Below are 19507 nucleotides of genomic sequence, written 5' to 3'. Positions count from 1 at the left end.
GAACATCTTTTTGTTTCAACCCATCAGGATTGGACTATGGGCACTTGCATTCGCAATTTGTCCGACGGCGCCGTATTGGTCGCCGCGGACGACACCTGGATCGAAGGAAAAGCGATCCAACAACTCGAAACCACCGCTCGCCTAGGGGGCATGCATCGGGTGGCCGGCATGCCGGACCTGCATCCGGGGCGTGGCTATCCGGTCGGCGCGGCATTCTTTTCCGTGGGGCGTTTGTACCCGGCGCTGGTCGGCAATGACATCGGCTGTGGCATGGCGCTGTGGCGTACGGACATCCCGACCGCCAAGCTGCATCTGGACAAGCTGGAGAAACGCCTTGGCAACCTCGACCTGCCGCTCGACGAGACGTGGCAGGAGGCCGTCGCCAGCTTCGGTTTGCCTGCCACGGGGCACGAGCGTTCTCTAGGCACCATTGGTGGTGGTAACCACTTCGCCGAGCTGCAGCAACTTGATGAAAGCTACGACGATGCGGCCCTGGCAGCCTTGGGCATCGAGCGCAAACACCTGCTGTTGCTGGTGCACAGCGGCTCGCGTGGTTTGGGCGAGGCGATCTTGCGTGAGCAGGTCGACCTGTTCGGTCATCACGGGCTGGAGGCGGGCAGCGAGGCCAGCACTCATTACCTGGGCCGGCACGACGGCGCGCTGCGTTTTGCCGAAGCCAACCGTCAGTTGATTGCCCGGCGCATGCTCGACCGCTTGCGTGCCGATGGCGATGTACTGCTCGACATCAACCACAACCTGGTGTCGCCAGCGCAGGTCGACGGGCTCGATGGTTGGCTGCATCGCAAAGGCGCCACACCGTCGGATCAGGGGGCGGTGGTGATCCCTGGTTCGCGCGGCGACTACAGCTACTTGGTACAGCCGATCGCCGACGAGCGCAGCCTGTTGTCCCTGGCCCATGGCGCCGGACGCAAATGGATGCGCAGCGAGTGCAAGGACCGCCTCGCCTCGCGCTACAGCGTCGAGCAACTGAGTCGTACGGCACTAGGCAGCCGCGTGATCTGCGCCGACCGGGCGCTGATCTACGAGGAAGCGCCGGAGGCCTACAAGGCTATCGACTCGGTGGTGGGTGCCTTGCGTGAAGCGGGGTTGGTTCGCGTGCTGGCACGACTGAAACCGGTGCTGACCTACAAGACGCGCGGAGGGTGCTGCTGATGATCCTGCTGCAACTCTCGGCGGCTCAGGGGCCGGAAGAATGTGCCCTGGCAGTGGCCAAGGCATTGCTCAGGCTGCAGGCCGAAGCGGATGCCCAGGCCGTGGCGGTACGGATACTCGAAGAAGAGCCGGGGCCGCGGCGCGGTACCTTGCGCTCGGTGTTGCTGGCACTGGATGGCGAGCAGGCCGAGCGCCTGGCGGATCACTGGACGGGCTCGCTGCAATGGACGTGCAGCAGTCCGTACCGGCCGGGGCATGCGCGCAAGAACTGGTTCTTTGGTGGCGCACGGTTTGCGCCACCGGCACCGGAATTGGCGAGCGAGATCCACTTTGAGACCTTGCGTTCGTCCGGGCCGGGTGGTCAGCATGTCAACACCACCGACTCGGCAGTGCGCGCCACGCACCTGGCCAGCGGCGTCAGCGTCAAGGTACAGAGCGAGCGTAGCCAGCACGCCAACAAACGCTTGGCGCTGCTGCTCATCGGGCAACGCCTGGCGCAACAGGCAGAGCAGGTCGACAGCGAACTGCGCGCGGAGCGGCGGTTGTTCCATCACCGCATCGAGCGTGGCAATCCACGTCGGGTGTTTCGCGGCGAGCGCTTCGAGCCGGCTGACGAGTAGATTGTGTGCGAATAGTCGTCGAGCAAAAGTCAGGCCGGGCGGCGTAGGCGATGCCGGCCCCACAAAAACGGATGAGGAAAGGACCCGGCTCGCACTCGGGTTTACGAGTTGCAAATGAGCACTGCGTATCTGAGGCGATCCCGCCAAAAACGCAAAAGCCGCGCAATGCGCGGCTTTGAGTATGGTGGGCCCACACGGACTTGAACCGTGGACCAAAGGATTATGAGTCCTCTGCTCTAACCAACTGAGCTATAGGCCCCAGTGGTCGCGGATTATAGCGAGGGTTTCGAAGCTGTGCTATCCGAAAGATCCGAAACTGCCCGGCGTAGAAAGGTCGCGGCGAATTCAGGCGCCGCCAGCGGAAGGCTGACGATGTAGCCCTGGATCTGTTCGCAACCCTCGGCCGCCAGAAATTGCTGCTGCGCCTGGTTCTCCACGCCCTCGGCGATGATGGTCAGCTGCATGCTGCGCCCCAGTGCAATGATCGCCCGCGCAATTGCCGCATCGTGCGGGTCATCCGGCAGGCCGCGGATGAACGACTGGTCGATCTTGAGGATGTCCAGAGGCAGGCGTTTGAGGTAACTGAGCGAGGAGTAGCCGGTGCCGAAGTCGTCGATGGCCAGTTGTACACCGATGCGCTTGAGCTGGTGCAGGATGGCCAGCGCCTCCTCGGCCTGGCTCATGATGAAGTTCTCGGTGATCTCCAACTGAAGGTCGCCGGCCTTGAGCTGGTGAGTGCGCAGCAATTGCTCGATGCGCTGTACCAGCAACGGCTGACGCAACTGCGCGCCCGCCAGGTTGACCGACAGTGGCCCGAACGCAAGGTAGCTGTGCTTCCACGCTTGCATCTGCCGGCACGCCTGCTCCAACACCCAGTCGCCCAGCTGCAGAATCATGCCATTTTCTTCCGCCAGCGAGATGAAGTGCTCCGGCGGTACGTCGCCGAAGGTCGGGTGGCGCCAGCGAATCAGTGCCTCGGCGCCCACCAGGCTCTGGGTCTTGAGGCTGAACTTGGGCTGGTAGCTCAGGCTCAGTTCCTTGCGCTCGATGGCGCGGCGCAGTTCGTGCTCCAGCGCGATGCGCTCGGCGGCCTGGGCGGTCAGGTCGCGGGTGTAGCTCTCGACCCGGTTGCGCCCCTTGGCCTTGGAGCGGTACATGGCCGCATCGGCGTTGCGGATCAACGAGGCCACGTCGGTGCCGTCCTGGGGGTACAGGCTGGTGCCGATACTGGCACTGGTGAAGAACTCGTGTTCGCCGGCCTGGAACGGTGCGCCAAAGCAGGCCAGTAGCTTGTTGGCGATATGCTCGGCATCGCTTGGCTGGTGCAGGCCGGGCAGCAGGATGATGAATTCGTCCCCGCCCAGGCGTGCCACGGTGTCGTTGTCGCGCACCTGTTCTTTCAGGCGCTGCGCGATTGCCTTGAGCAGCAGGTCGCCGACCGGGTGGCCGAGGCTGTCGTTGATGTGCTTGAAGCGGTCCAGGTCGAGGAACAGTACCGCGCCCTGGCGACCCGAAGGCTGCGGGCTGCTGAGTGCGGCCTGCAGCCGGCTTTCGAACAGGGTGCGGTTGGGCAGGCCGGTGAGGGGGTCATGGTGGGCCTGGTAGTCGAGCTCGGCCTGGGCATGCTTGAGGCTGGAGATGTCGGCGAACACGGCGACGAAGTGGGTGATCTCACGCTCGTGATTGCGCACGGCGCTGATGGTCAGCCACGCAGGGTAGAGCTCGCCGCTCTTGCGCCGGTTCTGGATTTCGCCCTGCCAGTGGCCCTCGGCGGTCAGCTGATGCCACAGGGCGGCGTAGAAGGCGCTGTCGTGCTGGCCCGAGGCGAGCAGGCGCGGGGTCTGGCCCAGCGCTTCGAACTCGCTGTAGCCGGTGATTTCGCTGAACGCGCGGTTGACCGCACTGATGTGCTGGTCGATGTCGGTGATCAGTACGCCTTCGGCCGTGTTTTCGAACACAGTGGCCGCCAGTTGCAGTTTTTCCTGCATCAGATGGCGCTCGGTGATGTCGCGGGCGATGGTCAGCATGCAGTCCACGCCGGCAATCGGCAGCGGCCGCGCCGAGACTTCGCACAGGCGGATCTGCCCGTCGGCGCGGCGGATGTGGCAGCTGAAGTCGCGTACGAAGCCGTTTAGGTTCAGCAGCTCGAGCAGTTGCCGGCGCTCGTTGAGGTCTACCCAGATGCCCAGCTCCAGGGTGCTGTGGTCCAGTACCTGGCTATCGAAGCCGGTGATGCGGCAGAACCCGTCGTTGACCTCGATCAGCAGCCCGTCGCTCTGGCGCGACAGCAGCAGGCCGTCAGGCGAGGCGTGGAAGGCCTTGGCGAACTTTTCTTCGGAGGTCTGCAGTTGCTCCTGGGTCTGTTTGAGCTGGCTGATGTCGCGCACCGCCACCACCAGCGCCGGGGTGCTGTCCAGGTCGAAGATCTCCGCCGAGGTGAGCCCGGTGAACAGCTGGCCGTTGCTGCGCCGAAAAGGCATTTCGAGGTTGCGGATGTTGCCGCCCTGCAGGCGCTGCAGCGGGGCTGGCCCCTGGTCTTCGATGCCCCACAGGTTGAGCTCGGCGGCGGTGCGGCCGATCACCTGGTCCTGGCTCAGGCCGATCTGGTCCTCGAAGGCTTCGTTGACCTCCAGCAGGCAGCCATCGCTGACCCGGGCGATCAGCAGGATGTCGGGGCATTGCTGGAACACCGAGGCGAACTTCTGCTCCGACAGACGCAGGGCCTGCTCGGTGTTCTTGGTTTCGCTGATGTCGATCATCAGCCCGCGCATCACCGGGGTGTGCCCATGCTCGATCAGGCTGACGATGTCGCGTACCCACAGCACCCTGCCATCGGCGCGGATCACCCGGTAGTCCAGGCTGTGGTCGCGGCCGGCGGCGGTTTCGCTGTCGCAGTAGGCCTGTGCCCAGAGGGCGTCGTCCGGGTGCAGGATGTCGCGCCAGAAGCCGGGCTTGAGCCATTGGCTGATCGGGTAGCCGAGCAGGTCTTCGGCGTGGGGCGAGACGTAGCTGTAGGTGAAGTTGTTGGCATCGGCTTCCCAGGCAATCGCCGAGAGGCTCTCGACCAGGCCGCGGTAGTGGTACTCGCTGCTGCGCAGCTCCTGTTCCAGGGCTATGCGCCGGGAAATTTCCGAGCTTAGCCGACGGTTGACGCGCATCACCGCCGCCAGTATCGCCACCAGCAGCAGGATGCCGGGCAGGCCGTAGAGCAGCAGGTCGCGCCAGCGGTTGCTGTTTTCCAGCACTTTGCCGACCCAGCGCTCCTGGATATGACTGAGCTCGGCCGGGCTCATGTCGGCAATCACCTTGTCGAGGATGCCGATCAGCATCTTCTGTTGGCGCGGGGCCGCCATGGCCAGCTGGTAGCGGTAAGGGGTTTCGCCGCTGACGTAGAGCCCTTCGAGCTTTAGCTGGCGCAGGCTCCAGACGCTGGAGGCGAGGTCGCCGACCACGGCATCGACTTCGTCGGTGGCCAGGGCCTGAAGCGCCGAGCTGACATTGGGCAGCGCCACCAGGTTGAGGTCGGGGTGGTGGGTACGCAGCAGTTCGTGTGGGGCGTAGTTCTCCACCACGGCGACTTTCAGGCCGTACAGCTCCTTGAGGTCACGTGGCCTGGGCCCGCCTTCGTGGGCCAGGATCACGATGGGGAAGTCGAGGTAAGGGCGGGTGAAGGCCAGGTAGCCCTGGCGTTCGGGGGTGGACATGATGCCGGGCAGCAGGTCCAGCTGGCCCTGCCGGGCCTGTTCGAGCACGGCCGACCAACTGCTCGGCTCGATCGGCGTGAACACAACACCCAGGCGCTCCTGGATCAACGCAATGTAGTCGGCGGCCAATCCCTGGTACTTGCCGTCCTGGTCACGGTATTCGAAGGGTGGCCAGGATGCGTCGACGCCCAGGCGCAGCTGCGGATGCGCACTGAGCCAGGCTTTCTCTTCGTCGTTCAGGGTCAAGGCGCCGGCCGCTGCACTCCACATCAGCAGGAGGGGCAGCACGAGGGCCGGCAGTCTGGGCATAGCGGCCTCGTCACTCAAGTGGATAGATTCGAGTGTAGACGGGGGTTTGGCCGAAGGGCGAAGAACGCAGGGGTTAAAACGTCAGGGCCTGAAAAAGAAAAACCCCGGCATTTGCCGGGGTTCGTCATTACTCGTCGAGGAAGGAGCGCAGATGCTCGCTTCGCGTCGGGTGGCGCAGCTTGCGCAACGCCTTGGCCTCGATCTGACGGATCCGCTCGCGGGTCACGTCAAACTGCTTGCCTACCTCTTCGAGCGTGTGGTCGGTGTTCATGTCGATACCGAAACGCATGCGCAGCACCTTGGCTTCACGTGCGGTCAGGCCGGAGAGCACGTCCCGGGTCGCTTCCTTCAGGCTTTCGACCGTGGCCACATCGATTGGCGACTGCATGGTCGAGTCCTCGATGAAGTCACCCAGGTGCGAATCTTCGTCGTCACCGATCGGGGTTTCCATGGAGATCGGCTCTTTGGCGATCTTGAGTACCTTGCGGATCTTGTCCTCAGGCATCTCCATGCGCTCACCCAGCTCTTCCGGGGTCGGTTCACGACCCATTTCCTGCAGCATCTGCCGGGAAATGCGGTTGAGCTTGTTGATCGTCTCGATCATGTGCACCGGAATACGGATGGTGCGGGCCTGGTCGGCGATCGAGCGAGTGATCGCCTGACGGATCCACCAGGTGGCATAGGTCGAGAACTTGTAGCCACGACGGTATTCGAACTTGTCCACCGCTTTCATCAAGCCGATGTTGCCTTCCTGGATCAGGTCGAGGAATTGCAGGCCACGGTTGGTGTACTTCTTGGCGATGGAGATCACCAGGCGCAAGTTGGCTTCGACCATCTCTTTCTTCGCGCGGCGGGCCTTGGCCTCACCGATCGACATGCGACGGTTGATGTCCTTGATCTCGGCGATCGTCAGGCCGGTCTCTTCCTGCAGGTCGATCAGCTTTTGCTGGCAACGCACGATATCGGCGTCCAGGCGGCCCAGTGCTTCGGCCCACTTGGCGCTGCGCTTGGACAGATCGCCGCTCCAGGTGGTGTCCACTTCGTTGCTCGGGAACAGACGCAGGAAGTCGGCACGTGGCATGCGGGCATCACGCACACACAGTTGCATGATGGCGCGTTCCTGGGCGCGCAGGCGCTCCAGGGCGCTGCGCACGCGCTCCACCAGTACTTCGAACTGCTTGGGCACCAGCTTGATCGGCATGAACAGCTCGGCCAGTTGCAGCAGCTCGGCAATGCCTTGCTTGCTGTGGCGACCGTGCTTCTTCAGGACCTTGGCGGTTGCTTCCAGCTGGTCGGCGACAGCGCCGAAACGCTGCTGGGCGACGACCGGATCGGGGCCGCTTTCGACCTCGTCCTCTTCATCGCTGGCGCCTTCCTTCTCTTCTTCCTCGTCGTCGTCCGCATCGGCCTTGGCCGGGGCTTTCGGATCGACGGGCGGCGGTACTTCGGCCGGCGGCGCGATGCCGTCATCCGGGTCGATGTAGCCACTGAGCACGTCGGACAGACGGCCACCTTCGGTGGTGACGCGGTCGTATTCGCCGAGGATGTAGTCGACGGTGCCCGGGAAGTGCGCAATGGCGCCCATCACTTCACGGATACCTTCTTCGATACGCTTGGCGATTTCGATTTCGCCTTCGCGGGTCAGAAGCTCGACGGTACCCATTTCACGCATGTACATGCGCACCGGGTCTGTCGTGCGACCGATATCGGTCTCCACGGCCGCCAACGCTGCGGCAGCTTCTTCGGCGGCGGCTTCGTCGGTATCGGCCTCGGCCAACAAAAGGGCATCCGCATCCGGAGCACTCTCGAATACGTTGATCCCCATGTCGTTGATCATGCGGATGATGTCTTCCACCTGCTCCGGATCTGAAATATCCTCTGGCAGGTGGTCGTTGACCTCCGCGTAAGTCAGGTAGCCCTGCTCACGACCGCGGGTGATCAACTCTTTGATGCGAGACTGCTGTTGCGCTTTTCCGGACATAACACCCTATCCACTGAAGGTCTTGGCGGGCAAAAAACAAGCCGAGGATTATACCCGAGCTAGGACCTCACGCGCCAGTTGAGGTCGGGGTTTGTGCGGGAACATTCCGGCTTAACAGGTCACGCAGCTGATTTTTCTCGTCTGCGCTCAACTCACTTTGACGTGCTTTCCTGAGCAGATGTTCCAGGCTGCGCTCGCGTTGGCGAGCGGACAAGCTAGTTATGGTGTCGAAAAACTGTTGTTCAAGGTTGTCGGCATCGATCAGCCATTCCTTTTCTGCCAATGCGCGCAACAATCGGCCCTGTTCGGTGCCGTGCCAACGCGCGATCAGCTGTAAGGAGCGTAGCTCAGGATTCTTTTGCAAGGCTTCGAGCAACGCCACCAGCAGCTGGGCATACACATGCTCTTCAGCGGCGAAATGGCTGGCATCCTCGACCTTCTTGGCCAGTTGCGGATGGTGCATGAGGGTGCGCAGGGCGCTCAAGGTCGGCGGTTCCACCGACGTCGGCACCCGCGGCGGTGGCTGGAAGTCGCGTTTGCCGTTCTTGTCCCACGGCTTGCCCTTCTTGTCCCAGGGCTTGCCTTCCCACTTCTTCTTCTGCCCGCCCTGGCTTGGTGTCCATTGTTGCTGCTGCGGCTGGAAATGCTCGGGCTGGTGGAAGTCGCTGTAATCCGGGCTGTAGTCGGGAATCGCATCGTAGTCGATGCCCGGGTCGTACGCCGGTGGCGCCTCGCTGGGGGCGCTGTGGGCCAGTTGTTCGACCTGGTGCAGGTCCAGGCCGGTTATTTCGCGCAGGCGGTTGCGCATCAGGGCCTTGAGGTTGGCACCGGGCACTTTGTCGATCAACGGCGCGGCCAGGGTCACCATGTGCGCCTTGCCTTCGAGCGACCGCGGGTCGGCTTCTTCGGTCAGTTGCTGGAAGAAGTAATCGGCCAGCGGCTGAGCATGCTGGTTGATGCGCGCACGGAAGGCGTCGGTGCCCTCGGCACGCACCAGGGTGTCCGGGTCTTCGCCTTCGGGCAGGAACAGAAAGCGCGCCTTGCGCCCGTCCTGCAGGCTCGACAGCGTGGCTTCCAGGGCACGCCAGGCGGCATTGCGGCCGGCCTGGTCGCCGTCGAAGCAGAACAGCACGCTGGGCACCACGCGGAACAGGCGCTTGAGGTGGTCTTCGCTGGTGGCGGTGCCAAGGGTGGCCACGGCATTGCGCAAACCTTGCTGGGCCAGGGCGATGACGTCCATGTAGCCCTCGACCACGATGATCTCGTCGAGGTTGCGGTTGAACTTGCGTGCCTCGTACAGCCCGTAGAGCTCCTGGCCCTTGTGGAACACAGGGGTTTCGGGGGAGTTCAGGTACTTGGGCTTGTCGTCGCCCAGCACCCGCCCACCGAAGGCGATGACCCGGCCACGGCTGTCGCGGATGGGAAACATCACGCGGTCGCGGAAGCGGTCATAGCGCTTGCCGGTCTCGGCATTCTCGATCAGCAGGCCGGCGTCGACCATGGCCTTTTGCTGCAGGGCGTCGCTGCTCAGGTGCTTGAACAGGTTGTCCCAGCCCGGCGGCGCGAAGCCCAGGCCGAAGTCGCGAGCGATTTCGCCGGACAGGCCGCGGCCCTTGAGGTATTCGACGGCCGAGCGGCGTGTCGGGTGGTTCTTCAGGGCCTGGCGATAGAACTCGGCAGCGGCCTCGAGCAGCGGGTACAGCGGCGAATCGGTGGGCTGGCGGGGCTTTTGCCCGCGGCTGCTCTCTTCGCGCGGCACTTCCATGCCGGCGGCCTTGGCCAGCTCTTCGACAGCCTGGGGGAAGTCCAGGTTGTCGTGGTCCATGATGAAGCCCAAGGCGTTGCCGCCGGCGCCGCAACCGAAGCAGTAGTAGAACTGCTTGTCGGGGCTGACGCTGAAGGAGGGGGTCTTCTCCTTGTGGAACGGGCAGCAGGCCGTGTGGTTCTTGCCGGACTTTTTCAGGTTTACACGCGAACTCACCACGTCGACGATGTCGGTGCGGTTGAGGAGGTCGTCAATAAAACTCTGGGGAATCAGCCCGGCCATGGCACTCTCGTCATCAGGCGACAATCAAGTGTAATCGCTAATGCTGCGGGAACAGCGACGCATTCGACGCAAGCTCGAATGACGTGACACAAAAAAGGAAAGGGGTGTGCTCGTCTGCAGCCGGTGAAGGCTCGTCAGGGGTGACGTGCACTGCTGGCGGTTAGGCCAGGTCTGACGTGTGAGGCAGGCTTGCCCTTGCTGCATAGCAGTTTGGGCATCTCAGGCGCTCGACCCGAAGGTCCAGGCCAGAGGAAACAGCATCAACTGCCGACAGCCCGGCTTGCACCGGGCATGGCAGAAGCTGGCGACGAACGTCTGTATCAGTACAGACGAACGGCGCGGCGCTGTTCGCGCTGAACTTTCTTGGCGTGGCGTTTGACAGCGGCTGCTGCCTTGCGCTTACGCTCGGAAGTTGGCTTCTCGTAAAATTCGCGGCTACGAACTTCAGCCAGTACACCGGCTTTTTCGCAGGAGCGCTTGAAACGACGCAGAGCTACGTCGAAGGGTTCGTTCTCTTTAACTTTGACGGCTGGCATCCAGAGCTACCTTCATTCATTACCGGGGGTCAACGAACTCGTGGCAAATATGTGCACTGGAGAACGTCGGTTTTTAAGGGTTGCGGATGTTAACCCTTAGCTGGCCTGAATGCAAAGCCTCTGATCGAAAACCGCTGGTCGGCACCGGGAGCGAGGACTATCATGCGCGCCTTCGAATTCAGCCCCAACAAGGCGCAAACCCATGCTAGTACTGGGATTGGAAACATCCTGCGACGAAACTGGTGTCGCATTATACGACAGCGAACGCGGCCTGCTGGCCGATGCACTGTTCAGTCAGATCGACCTGCACCGCGCGTATGGCGGGGTTGTGCCGGAGCTGGCCTCGCGTGATCACGTCAAGCGCATGCTGCCGTTGATCCGCCAGGTGCTGGCCGAGGCCGACTGCGTGGCCACCGAGATCGACGCCATCGCCTACACGGCAGGCCCTGGCCTGGTCGGGGCGCTGCTGGTGGGGGCTTCGTGCGCCCAGGCGCTGGCGTTTGCCTGGGGCATCCCGGCCCTGGGCGTGCACCACATGGAGGGCCACCTGCTGGCACCGATGCTCGAGGCGCAACCGCCGGAGTTTCCGTTCGTCGCCTTGCTGGTGTCGGGCGGCCATACGCAGTTGGTACGTGTGGATGGCATCGGCCAGTACGAACTGCTTGGCGAGTCCCTCGACGATGCGGCCGGCGAAGCGTTTGACAAGACGGCCAAGATGATGGGCCTGAACTATCCCGGTGGCCCGGAGATCGCGCGCCTGGCGCTGCAGGGCGTGCCGGGTCGGTTCGTGTTCCCGCGGCCGATGACCGATCGTCCGGGCCTGGATTTCAGCTTCAGCGGCCTGAAGACCTTTGCCCTGAACACCTGGCAGCAGTGCCAGCGTACCGGGGACGACACCGAGCAGACCCGTTGCGACATCGCTCTGGCGTTCCAGCAGGCGGTGGTGGAGACTTTGACCATCAAGTGCAAGCGCGCCCTCAAGCAGGCCGGGCTCAAGCGCCTGGTGATCGCAGGTGGGGTGAGTGCCAACAAGGCCCTGCGTGCCTCGCTGGAGGAGATGCTGGCCGGGCTCAAGGGCAATGTGTACTACGCGCGACCCGAGTTCTGCACCGACAACGGCGCGATGATCGCCTATGCCGGGTGCCAGCGTCTGGCGGCCGGGCAGCGGGAAACCCTGGCGATCAGCGTGCAGGCACGCTGGCCGATGGAGCAGTTGCAGGGGCTGTGAGCATGAGCGCCGCTCATGTGAACGCCTCAGAAATGCCGTTCGCGCCCGGCAAAAAGGTCGCGTAGATTGCCGCGATGGCGCCATACGATGAGCACGGTCAGCACGCTCATCGGCAGCAGCGCCTCGGGTTCGCGCCAGGCCAGCAGGGGCAGGGCCAGGGGCGTTGCGATCAAGGCGGCCAGCGAGCTGGTGCGGGTCAGGTAGAAGGTCAGCAGCCATGCGCTGATGGCCAGCAGGGCGGCCGGGGGGTAGAGCCCCAGCAGCACGCCGGCGGCAGTGGCCACGCCCTTGCCGCCGCGAAAGCGGAAGTACAGCGGAAACAGGTGGCCGACCACCGCGCACAGGCCTATCCAGGCCTGCTGCTGCTCGTTGAGGCCGACCAGGCTGGCGATGAGCACGGGCAACAGGCCCTTGCACAGGTCGCCAAGCAGGGTCAGGATCGCCAGCTTGCGGCCTGCCAGACGCAGCATGTTGGTGGCGCCGGCATTGCCTGAGCCGCAGGCACGCGGGTCGGGGCTGCCGCTCAGGCGGCTGAGAACGATGGCGAAGGACAGCGAGCCGAGCAGGTAGGCGAGCGACGCCAGTAACCAAAACATGCTAACTATTCCGGGCGAGGACGCCCTGATTCTAGCGGCGCAAGGCGCCCTTGTCGTGCTGTGGAGAGAAGTGCTTGGACAGAGTGTTCATCGAAGGGCTGGAAGTCGACACCGTGATCGGCGCCTATGACTGGGAACGCGGTATTCGCCAGTGCCTGCGCCTGGACCTGCGGTTCGCCTGGGACAATCGCCCGGCGGCGGCCGGCGACGACCTGAGCCTGGCCCTGGACTATGCCAGCGTCACGGCACGTATCCAGGCATTTGCCGAACAGGCCAGCTATGAGCTGGTCGAGACGTTCGCCGAACGCCTGGCCAAGGTGCTGATGGACGAGTTCCAGATTCCCTGGCTGCAACTGAAGCTGACCAAGCCTGGCGCCATCGCGGCGGCAAGCGGGGTGGGCGTGGAGATCGAGCGCGGATGTCTCTGACCCCGGTATACCTAGGCCTTGGCAGCAACATCGAGCGCGAGCGGCACCTCGGCGCCGGGCTCGATGCGCTGGCTGCGATGCTCAGGGACATGCGCTGCTCGACGGTGTTCGAAAGCCAGGCGGTGGGCATCAAGAGCGGGCCGTTTTTCAATCTGGTGGTCACCGGCCTGACCGACCTGCCATTGCTTGAACTGGACCGTCGCCTGAAGTTCATCGAGGCCGACAACGGCCGTTATGCTCCGGATCGCAAGGGGCTGCCGCTGGATATCGACGTGCTGATGTATGGTGACCTGCACGGCAGTTTCGACGGCCTGGTGTTGCCAAGGGCCGAAATTCTCAAGAATGCGTTCGTCTTGTGGCCATTGTCGTTGATCGCGCCGGAACTGGTGCACCCTGGAGCAGGCAAGAGCATGGCCCAGTTGTGGCAGCAGGCGCAGATCGACCAGGTGCTCGAACCGGTGCCATTCACCTGGAATGGCAAGGCGCTGCCGCTGGACTGACGGTCAGGGGCGGCAATCAGGAATCGCCGCCCTTGCCGGCCTATCGATTCAGGGTTTGGCGCTTTCCTTGTAGTCCTTGAGCGCACTCAGCCGCTCGCGCTTGATCGCCTCGCCCAGGCCCTGGCCGGTGAAGCCCTTCTCTACCAGTGGCTGCACCGCCACTGCCCGCGCGGCGTCTGCTGCGCCACGCAGGTAGGCGGCCTGTGGATAATCACGCTCCTCCAACCCCAGTCGCCCGCGCGCGTCCATCTCGCACGCGGCGATGAACTCTTCAAAGCGTTGCGGGCGCCGGTACACGTCGAAGCGCTGCAGCAACTCCAGCAAGGTCGATGCCTTCAGCTCCAGGGCCCGGTGGCCATGGGTATGGTACTCGCCCACCAGCAAGGCCAGTTCCTGGCAGTCGCGCGGTACCTTGAAGCGCTGGTTGACCGCCTTGATCGCCTTCAGCCCGCGGTGCTCATGGGCGATATGCCGCGGCCACTCCTCTTCGGGGGTCAGGCCTTTGCCCAGGTCATGCAGCAGGCAGGCCCAGCGTACCGTCAGCGGCTGGTTGTGACGGGCCGCCTGCTCCAGCACCGACAGGGTATGCACGCCGGTGTCGATTTCAGGATGATGCGCCGCAGGTTGCGGAACGCCGAACAGCACGTCGAGTTCGGGCATCAACTGCTTCAGCGCCCCGCAATCACGCAGCACCTGAATGAACACCTGGGGTTGCTCTTCCATCAGGGCGCGGGCGATTTCCTTCCAGCTGCGCTCGGCGGTAAGGGCCTGCAGTTCACCCGACTCGCTCAGCTCGCGCATCAGTGCGAGGGTTTCGGGGGCTACCTGGAAACCCAGCCCGGCATAGCGCGCGGCGAAACGCGCTACGCGCAGCACACGCAGGGGATCTTCGGCGAACGCGGGGGAAACGTGGCGTAAAATCCGGTCTTGGAGATCCTGCTGGCCCTTGTGCGGGTCGGTGATCCGGCCCTGTTCGTCCTCGGCCATTGCATTGATGGTCAGGTCGCGCCGCACCAGGTCTTCTTCCAGTGTGACCTCGGGGCTGGCATGGAAGGTGAAGCCGCCATAGCCGCGCCCGCTTTTGCGCTCCGTACGCGCCAGTGCATATTCTTCACCGCTGTGAGGGTGAAGGAAGACGGGGAAGTCGGCCCCCACCGGACGGTAGCCCTGGGCCTGCATCTGCTCGACCGTCGCACCCACCACCACCCAGTCGATATCGGTGACCGGCCTGCCCAGCAGGCGGTCGCGCACGGCACCACCGACTTTATAGATCTGCATGAAAAAACCTCCGTTGAGGCCACAGGATACCCTGTCTGGCCACAACGGAGGTTGGCGCGGGCGGCTACAGGTGGACGACAGCCAGGTCCAGCCGTCCGTAGTCACCTTCGCCGTGTTCGCCCTTTGGGGGGACGTGGTGGGTCTTCATCACCTGGTCGCCTTGCAGGGTCTCCAGATGGATGTCGAAGCCCCACAGGCGGTGCAGGTGCTTGAGCACCTCGTCGGTGGAGTCGCCCAGCGGTTTGCGGTCATGTTGCTGGTGACGCAGCGTCAGCGAGCGATCGCCACGCCGGTCTATACTCCAGATCTGCACGTTGGGTTCGCGGTTGCCCAGGTTGTATTGCGCGGCCAGGATCTCGCGGATGGTGCGGTAGCCTGCTTCGTCGTGGATGGCCGGTACCAGCAGGTCGTCCTTCTGGTCGTCGTCCAGGATGCTGAACAGCTTGAGGTCGCGAATCACCGTGGGCGACAGGTACTGCAGGATGAAGCTCTCGTCCTTGAAGCTGCTCATGGCGAACTTGATGGTCGACAGCCAGTCGCTGCCGGCAATCTCGGGGAACCACCGGCGGTCTTCCTCTGTGGGGTGCTCGCACATGCGCCGGATGTCGCGGTACATGGCAAAACCCAGGGCATAGGGGTTGATGCCGCTGTAATAGGGGCTGTCGAAGCCTGGCTGGAACACAACGCTGGTGTGCGACTGCAGAAACTCCATCATGAAGCCCTCGGTCACGAGGCCCTCGTCGTACAGGTCGTTCATCAGGGTGTAGTGCCAGAAGGTCGCCCAGCCTTCGTTCATCACCTGGGTCTGGCGTTGCGGGTAGAAGTACTGTGCGATCTTGCGCACGATGCGCACGATCTCGCGTTGCCAGGGTTCGAGCAGCGGGGCGTGCTTCTCGATGAAGTACAGGATGTTTTCCTGCGGTTCGGCCGGGAAGCGCGCATTGTCTTTCTCGTTGTACTTGTCGGTGCCCTTGGGAATGGTGCGCCACAGGTCGTTGATCTGCTTTTGCAGGTGTTCTTCGCGGTCTTTCTGGCGGCGACGCTCTTCTTCGGCGGAGATCGGGTAGGGCCGCTTGTAGCGGTCGACGCCGTAGTTCATCAGGGCATGGCAGGAGTCCAGCAGGTCTTCCACCGCGTCGATGCCGTGGCGCTCCTCGCACTGGGTGATGTACTGCTTGGCGAACACCAGGTAGTCGATGATCGAGCTGGCGTCGGTCCAGGTGCGGAACAGGTAGTTGCCCTTGAAGAAGCTGTTGTGCCCGTAGCACGCGTGCGCTACCACCAGCGCCTGCATGCAGATGGTGTTCTCCTCCATCAGGTAGGCGATGCAGGGGTCGGAATTGATCACGATTTCGTAGGCCAGGCCCATCTGGCCGCGACTGTACGATTTTTCTGTGCTCAGGAAATGCTTGCCGTATGACCAGTGGTGATAGCCCAGCGGCATGCCGACCGACGCATAGGCGTCCATCATCTGCTCGGCGGTAATCACCTCGATCTGGTTGGGGTAGGTGTCCAGGGCGTAGCGCTCGGCCAGGCGACTGATTTCGCGGTCGTAGGCCTGGATCAGCTCGAACGTCCACTCGGACCCGGTGGAAAGGGGTTGGCGCTTCTGCTCTCTGGCGGTCATGTGGCTAACCTGCGCTGGAAGAGTTCACGGAAGACCGGGTAGATATCGCCGGCCGACACCAGCTGCTGCTGGGCGAAGGTATCGGCGAAGGCTTCGCCGATGCGTTCGTATTCGAACCACAAGGCCTGGTGCTCGCGAGGGGTGATCTCGACATAAGTGTAGTACTGCACGAACGGCATGATCTGCTTGGTGAGGATCTCGCGGCAGATGGGCGAGTCGTCGTTCCAGTTGTCACCGTCCGAAGCCTGGGCCGCGTAGATGTTCCATTCGCTGGCCTGATAGCGCTCGGCCATGATTTCCTGCATCAGTTTCAGGGCGCTGGAGACGATGGTGCCGCCCGTCTCGCGGGAATAGAAGAACTCTTCCTCATCCACTTCGCGCGCGCTGGTGTGATGGCGGATGAACACCACCTCGATCTTGTCGTAGTTTCGCTTCAGGAACAGGTACAGCAGGATGAAGAAGCGCTTGGCGATGTCCTTGGTGGCCTGGGTCATGGAGCCGGACACGTCCATCAGACAGAACATCACGGCCTTGGAACTGGGGTTGGGCTGCTTGACCAGCAGGTTGTACTTGAGGTCGAAGGTGTCGAGAAAGGGTACGCGGTGGATACGTGCACTCAGACGTTCTATTTCCCCTTCGATTTCCTGGATATCGCCGAAGTTGTCCGGCTCTTCGCGCTTCAGGCGTGCCAGCTCTTCCTGGACGGCGCGCAGTTTGGCGCGGCTGCTGCCCGACAGCGCAATGCGCCGCGCATGGGCTGAGCGCAGGGTGCGGATGATATTGATGCGCGACGGGTTGCCCTCGTTGCTGATGCCCGCGCGCACGGTCTTGAAGGTGTCGGTGCCGGTCAGGTGACGCTTGACCAGGTTGGGCAGCTCGAGGTCTTCGAACATGAACTCGAGGAATTCTTCCTGGGTGATCTGGAAGACGAACTCGTCCATGCCTTCGCCGGAATTGCCGGCCTTGCCCTTGCCGCCGCCTCCACCGCCGCCCTGCGGGCGCGCGATATGCTCGCCGGCGGTGAACTCCTTGTTGCCCGGGTGTACGACGGTCTGCTTGCCGCCGCGTCCATGGTGCAGTACCGGTTCGTCGATATCCCGGCCAGGAATGCTGATCTGTTCGCCATGCTCCATGTCGGTGATGGAGCGACGGCTCACGGCCTCTTCGACGGCCTTCTTGATGTGGTCACGGTAACGCCGCAGAAAGCGCTGGCGGTTGACCGTGCTCTTGTTCTTGCCGTTCAGGCGTCGGTCGATCACATAGCTCATAGGCCCCTCCGGGAGTAGGCAGTAGCTGCAAGCTTCTAGCTTCAAGATGGGCAGCGCTGTCGCTGCAGGCCCGGCGCGTACTCCGGGCTTGCCGCTGACAGCCTGACGCTTGCCGCTTATTGCGACTTCCTGACCCGCAGGTACCATTCCGAGAGCAGCCGGACCTGTTTGTCCGTGTAGCCGCGTTCGACCATTCGCGTAACGAAGTCGTTGTGCTTCTGCTGGTCCTCCTTGCTCGCCTTGGCGTTGAAGCTGATGACCGGCAGCAGGTCTTCGGTGTTGGAGAACATTTTCTTCTCGATCACCACCCGCAGTTTTTCGTAGCTCAGCCAGGTCGGGTTCTTGCCGTTGTTGTTGGCCCGGGCGCGCAGCACGAAGTTGACGATCTCGTTGCGGAAATCCTTCGGATTGCTGATGCCAGCCGGTTTCTCGATCTTCTCCAGCTCCTCGTTGAGGGCGATGCGGTTGAGGATCTCGCCGGTTTCGGGGTCGCGGTACTCCTGGTCCTGAATCCAGAAGTCGGCGTACAGCACATAACGGTCGAAGATGTTCTGCCCGTATTCGCTGTAGGACTCCAGGTAGGCGGTCTGGATTTCCTTGCCGATGAACTCGATGTAGCGCGGTGCCAGGTATTCCTTGAGGTAGCGCAGGTAGCGCTCGCGCACCTCGGCCGGGAACTGTTCCTGTTCGATCTGCTGCTCCAGCACGTACAGCAGGTGCACCGGGTTGGCCGCGATTTCATGGGGGTCGAAGTTGAACACTTTGGACAGGATCTTGAAGGCGAAGCGGGTCGACAGGCCGTTCATGCCTTCGTCGACACCGGCCGAGTCGCGGTACTCCTGGATCGACTTGGCCTTGGGATCGGTGTCCTTGAGGTTCTCGCCGTCATACACGCGCATCTTGGAGTAGATGTTCGAGTTCTCCGGCTCCTTGAGGCGCGACAGCACCGTGAACTGGGCCAGCATCTTCAGGGTGTCGGGTGCGCAGTGGGCCTTGGCCAGGGAGCTGTTGAACAGCAGCTTGTCGTAGATCTTGATCTCGTCGCTCACGCGCAGGCAGTACGGCACCTTGACGATGTAGATCCGGTCGATGAACGCCTCGTTGTTCTTGTTGTTGCGAAAGCTGTGCCATTCCGATTCGTTGGAGTGGGCCAGCAGAATCCCGGAGTAGGGGATGGCGCCGAGGCCCTCGGTGCTGTTGTAGTTGCCCTCCTGGGTGGCGGTGAGCAGCGGGTGCAGGACCTTGATTGGTGCCTTGAACATCTCGACGAATTCCATCAGGCCCTGGTTGGCCCGGCACAGTGCGCCCGAATAGCTGTAGGCGTCGGCGTCGTTCTGCGGGAATTCCTCGAGCTTGCGGATATCGACCTTGCCCACCAGCGCCGAGATGTCCTGGTTGTTCTCGTCGCCCGGCTCGGTCTTGGCCACGGCGATCTGGTTGAGGATCGAGGGGTAGAGCTTGACCACCTTGAACTGGCTGATGTCGCCGCCGAACTCGGCCAGGCGCTTGGTCGCCCAGGGCGACATGATGGTGTTCAGGTAGCGGCGCGGGATGCCGAAGTCTTCTTCGAGGATGGCGCCGTCCTCGGTGGCGTTGAACAGCCCCAGCGGGGACTCGAACACCGGCGAACCCTTGATGGCGTAGAAGGGCACCTTTTCCATCAGTTGCTTGAGTTTTTCAGCCAGGGACGACTTGCCGCCACCCACCGGGCCGAGCAGGTAGAGGATCTGTTTCTTTTCCTCCAGGCCCTGTGCGGCATGGCGGAAGTAGGAAACGATCTGGTCGATGCATTCTTCCATGCCATGGAAGTCTTCGAAGGCGGGGTAGCGCCGGATCACCTTGTTGGAGAAGATCCGCGACAGCCGCGAGTTGTTCGACGTGTCGACCAGTTCCGGCTCACCAATAGCCATCAACAGGCGTTCGGCCGCCGACGCATAGGCACTACGGTCCTGCTTGCAGAGCTCAAGATACTCCTGCAGCGAGAGCTCTTCCTGACGGGTGGACTCGAAACGTTGTTGGAAGTGGCTAAAAATACTCATGACGTCACCTCGCTCGATACGTGGAGCCGACGTCGGATCGATCAGTTGATGCTGGCATGCAGACGGCACTGCCGCCTGCTGTATACCCCCCAGAACACCCTTGGAACCTTACCGATGACCCGCACGCCGGTGTACCGGCTCTCCCCTTTTTGGATGGCCTGGGCTTAAGGATA

The 19507-nt window shown here is 62.8% G+C and carries 14 protein-coding genes and 1 tRNA gene; 5 read left to right on the top strand and 10 right to left on the bottom strand.

Annotation, left to right across the window (positions count from 1 at the left end; genetic code table 11):
- Positions 1-36 precede the first annotated feature (36 nt).
- Together JZZ72_RS10635 and prfH are read left to right on the top strand one after the other, a co-directional pair.
- Positions 37-1173: an RNA ligase RtcB family protein gene (locus tag JZZ72_RS10635; RefSeq protein WP_062575415.1), complete on the top strand. Its 1137-nt coding sequence runs from the start codon at positions 37-39 to the stop codon at positions 1171-1173.
- On the top strand, positions 1173-1793 hold the full coding sequence (gene prfH / locus JZZ72_RS10630) for a peptide chain release factor H (RefSeq protein WP_043863775.1): 621 nt from the start codon (positions 1173-1175) through the stop codon (positions 1791-1793). Before JZZ72_RS10635 ends, prfH begins: the two co-directional genes overlap by 1 nt.
- Positions 1794-1975: 182 nt before the next feature.
- Here the strand turns inward: prfH and JZZ72_RS10625 are convergent.
- The 5 genes from JZZ72_RS10625 to rpsU form a co-directional block, all read right to left on the bottom strand.
- Positions 1976-2052 (bottom strand) — tRNA-Ile (locus JZZ72_RS10625).
- Positions 2053-2065: 13 nt separating this feature from the next.
- On the bottom strand, positions 2066-5806 hold the full coding sequence (locus tag JZZ72_RS10620) for a bifunctional diguanylate cyclase/phosphodiesterase (RefSeq protein ID WP_210014441.1): 3741 nt from the start codon (positions 5804-5806) through the stop codon (positions 2066-2068).
- 127 nt (positions 5807-5933) lie between these two features.
- Complete coding sequence (gene rpoD, locus JZZ72_RS10615) at positions 5934-7787, bottom strand: RNA polymerase sigma factor RpoD (protein WP_043863742.1); 1854 nt, start codon at positions 7785-7787, stop codon at positions 5934-5936.
- Positions 7788-7854: 67 nt separating this feature from the next.
- Positions 7855-9834 carry a DNA primase gene (gene dnaG, locus JZZ72_RS10610; RefSeq protein ID WP_043863743.1) on the bottom strand — a complete coding sequence of 660 codons (1980 nt, stop codon included), beginning with the start codon at positions 9832-9834 and terminating at the stop codon, positions 7855-7857.
- A 320-nt stretch (positions 9835-10154) separates the two neighbouring features.
- Positions 10155-10370 carry a 30S ribosomal protein S21 gene (rpsU, locus tag JZZ72_RS10605; RefSeq protein ID WP_002551877.1) on the bottom strand — a complete coding sequence of 72 codons (216 nt, stop codon included), beginning with the start codon at positions 10368-10370 and terminating at the stop codon, positions 10155-10157.
- 202 nt (positions 10371-10572) lie between these two features.
- On the opposite strand from rpsU, the gene tsaD reads away from it, so the two are divergent.
- Complete coding sequence (gene tsaD / locus JZZ72_RS10600; RefSeq protein ID WP_054915962.1) at positions 10573-11598, top strand: tRNA (adenosine(37)-N6)-threonylcarbamoyltransferase complex transferase subunit TsaD; 1026 nt, start codon at positions 10573-10575, stop codon at positions 11596-11598.
- 26 nt (positions 11599-11624) lie between these two features.
- Here the strand turns inward: tsaD and plsY are convergent, their stop codons facing one another.
- Positions 11625-12194, bottom strand: a complete 570-nt coding sequence (gene plsY, locus JZZ72_RS10595) for a glycerol-3-phosphate 1-O-acyltransferase PlsY (protein ID WP_043863745.1) — start codon at positions 12192-12194, stop codon at positions 11625-11627.
- Between the two features lie 74 nt (positions 12195-12268).
- Between plsY and folB the strand changes: the two genes are divergently transcribed.
- Positions 12269-12622 (top strand): dihydroneopterin aldolase, encoded by a 354-nt coding sequence (gene folB, locus JZZ72_RS10590; RefSeq protein ID WP_043863746.1) that lies wholly within the window; start codon positions 12269-12271, stop codon positions 12620-12622.
- Positions 12613-13122: a 2-amino-4-hydroxy-6-hydroxymethyldihydropteridine diphosphokinase gene (folK, locus tag JZZ72_RS10585; protein ID WP_043863747.1), complete on the top strand. Its 510-nt coding sequence runs from the start codon at positions 12613-12615 to the stop codon at positions 13120-13122. The genes folB and folK overlap by 10 nt, the downstream gene beginning before the upstream one ends.
- A gap of 48 nt (positions 13123-13170) precedes the next feature.
- Here the strand turns inward: folK and JZZ72_RS10580 are convergent, their stop codons facing one another.
- The 4 genes from JZZ72_RS10580 to JZZ72_RS10565 all read right to left on the bottom strand — a co-directional run bounded on the left by JZZ72_RS10580 (position 13171) and on the right by JZZ72_RS10565 (position 19334).
- A complete protein-coding gene (locus tag JZZ72_RS10580) occupies positions 13171-14400 on the bottom strand; it encodes a multifunctional CCA addition/repair protein (RefSeq protein WP_210014440.1) in 1230 nt (409 codons plus the stop codon).
- 64 nt (positions 14401-14464) lie between these two features.
- On the bottom strand, positions 14465-16027 hold the full coding sequence (locus JZZ72_RS10575; protein WP_043863749.1) for a SpoVR family protein: 1563 nt from the start codon (positions 16025-16027) through the stop codon (positions 14465-14467).
- A complete protein-coding gene (locus tag JZZ72_RS10570; RefSeq protein ID WP_210014439.1) occupies positions 16024-17295 on the bottom strand; it encodes a YeaH/YhbH family protein in 1272 nt (423 codons plus the stop codon). Before JZZ72_RS10570 ends, JZZ72_RS10575 begins: the two co-directional genes overlap by 4 nt.
- Positions 17296-17411: 116 nt before the next feature.
- A complete protein-coding gene (locus tag JZZ72_RS10565) occupies positions 17412-19334 on the bottom strand; it encodes a PrkA family serine protein kinase (RefSeq protein WP_043863751.1) in 1923 nt (640 codons plus the stop codon).
- Positions 19335-19507: the final 173 nt, after the last annotated feature.

Origin of the sequence: Pseudomonas palmensis, assembly GCF_017848315.1 — a bacterium.
Taxonomy (GTDB): Bacteria; Pseudomonadota; Gammaproteobacteria; order Pseudomonadales; family Pseudomonadaceae; genus Aquipseudomonas; species Aquipseudomonas palmensis.
The sequence above is the reverse complement of the archived record's forward strand: the minus strand, read 5'-3'. Positions and strand labels throughout refer to the sequence as shown.

What these genes read in the sequence shown, in the direction of transcription:
- JZZ72_RS10635 (WP_062575415.1), top strand. Translation starts at nt 37, where the DNA reads ATGGGCACTTGCATTCGCAATTTGTCCGACGGCGCCGTATTGGTCGCC.
- prfH (WP_043863775.1), top strand. Translation starts at nt 1,173, where the DNA reads ATGATCCTGCTGCAACTCTCGGCGGCTCAGGGGCCGGAAGAATGTGCC.
- JZZ72_RS10620 (WP_210014441.1), bottom strand. Translation starts at nt 5,806, where the DNA reads ATGCCCAGACTGCCGGCCCTCGTGCTGCCCCTCCTGCTGATGTGGAGT.
- rpoD (WP_043863742.1), bottom strand. Translation starts at nt 7,787, where the DNA reads ATGTCCGGAAAAGCGCAACAGCAGTCTCGCATCAAAGAGTTGATCACC.
- dnaG (WP_043863743.1), bottom strand. Translation starts at nt 9,834, where the DNA reads ATGGCCGGGCTGATTCCCCAGAGTTTTATTGACGACCTCCTCAACCGC.
- rpsU (WP_002551877.1), bottom strand. Translation starts at nt 10,370, where the DNA reads ATGCCAGCCGTCAAAGTTAAAGAGAACGAACCCTTCGACGTAGCTCTG.
- tsaD (WP_054915962.1), top strand. Translation starts at nt 10,573, where the DNA reads ATGCTAGTACTGGGATTGGAAACATCCTGCGACGAAACTGGTGTCGCA.
- plsY (WP_043863745.1), bottom strand. Translation starts at nt 12,194, where the DNA reads ATGTTTTGGTTACTGGCGTCGCTCGCCTACCTGCTCGGCTCGCTGTCC.
- folK (WP_043863747.1), top strand. Translation starts at nt 12,613, where the DNA reads ATGTCTCTGACCCCGGTATACCTAGGCCTTGGCAGCAACATCGAGCGC.
- JZZ72_RS10580 (WP_210014440.1), bottom strand. Translation starts at nt 14,400, where the DNA reads ATGCAGATCTATAAAGTCGGTGGTGCCGTGCGCGACCGCCTGCTGGGC.
- JZZ72_RS10575 (WP_043863749.1), bottom strand. Translation starts at nt 16,027, where the DNA reads ATGACCGCCAGAGAGCAGAAGCGCCAACCCCTTTCCACCGGGTCCGAG.
- JZZ72_RS10570 (WP_210014439.1), bottom strand. Translation starts at nt 17,295, where the DNA reads ATGAGCTATGTGATCGACCGACGCCTGAACGGCAAGAACAAGAGCACG.
- JZZ72_RS10565 (WP_043863751.1), bottom strand. Translation starts at nt 19,334, where the DNA reads ATGAGTATTTTTAGCCACTTCCAACAACGTTTCGAGTCCACCCGTCAG.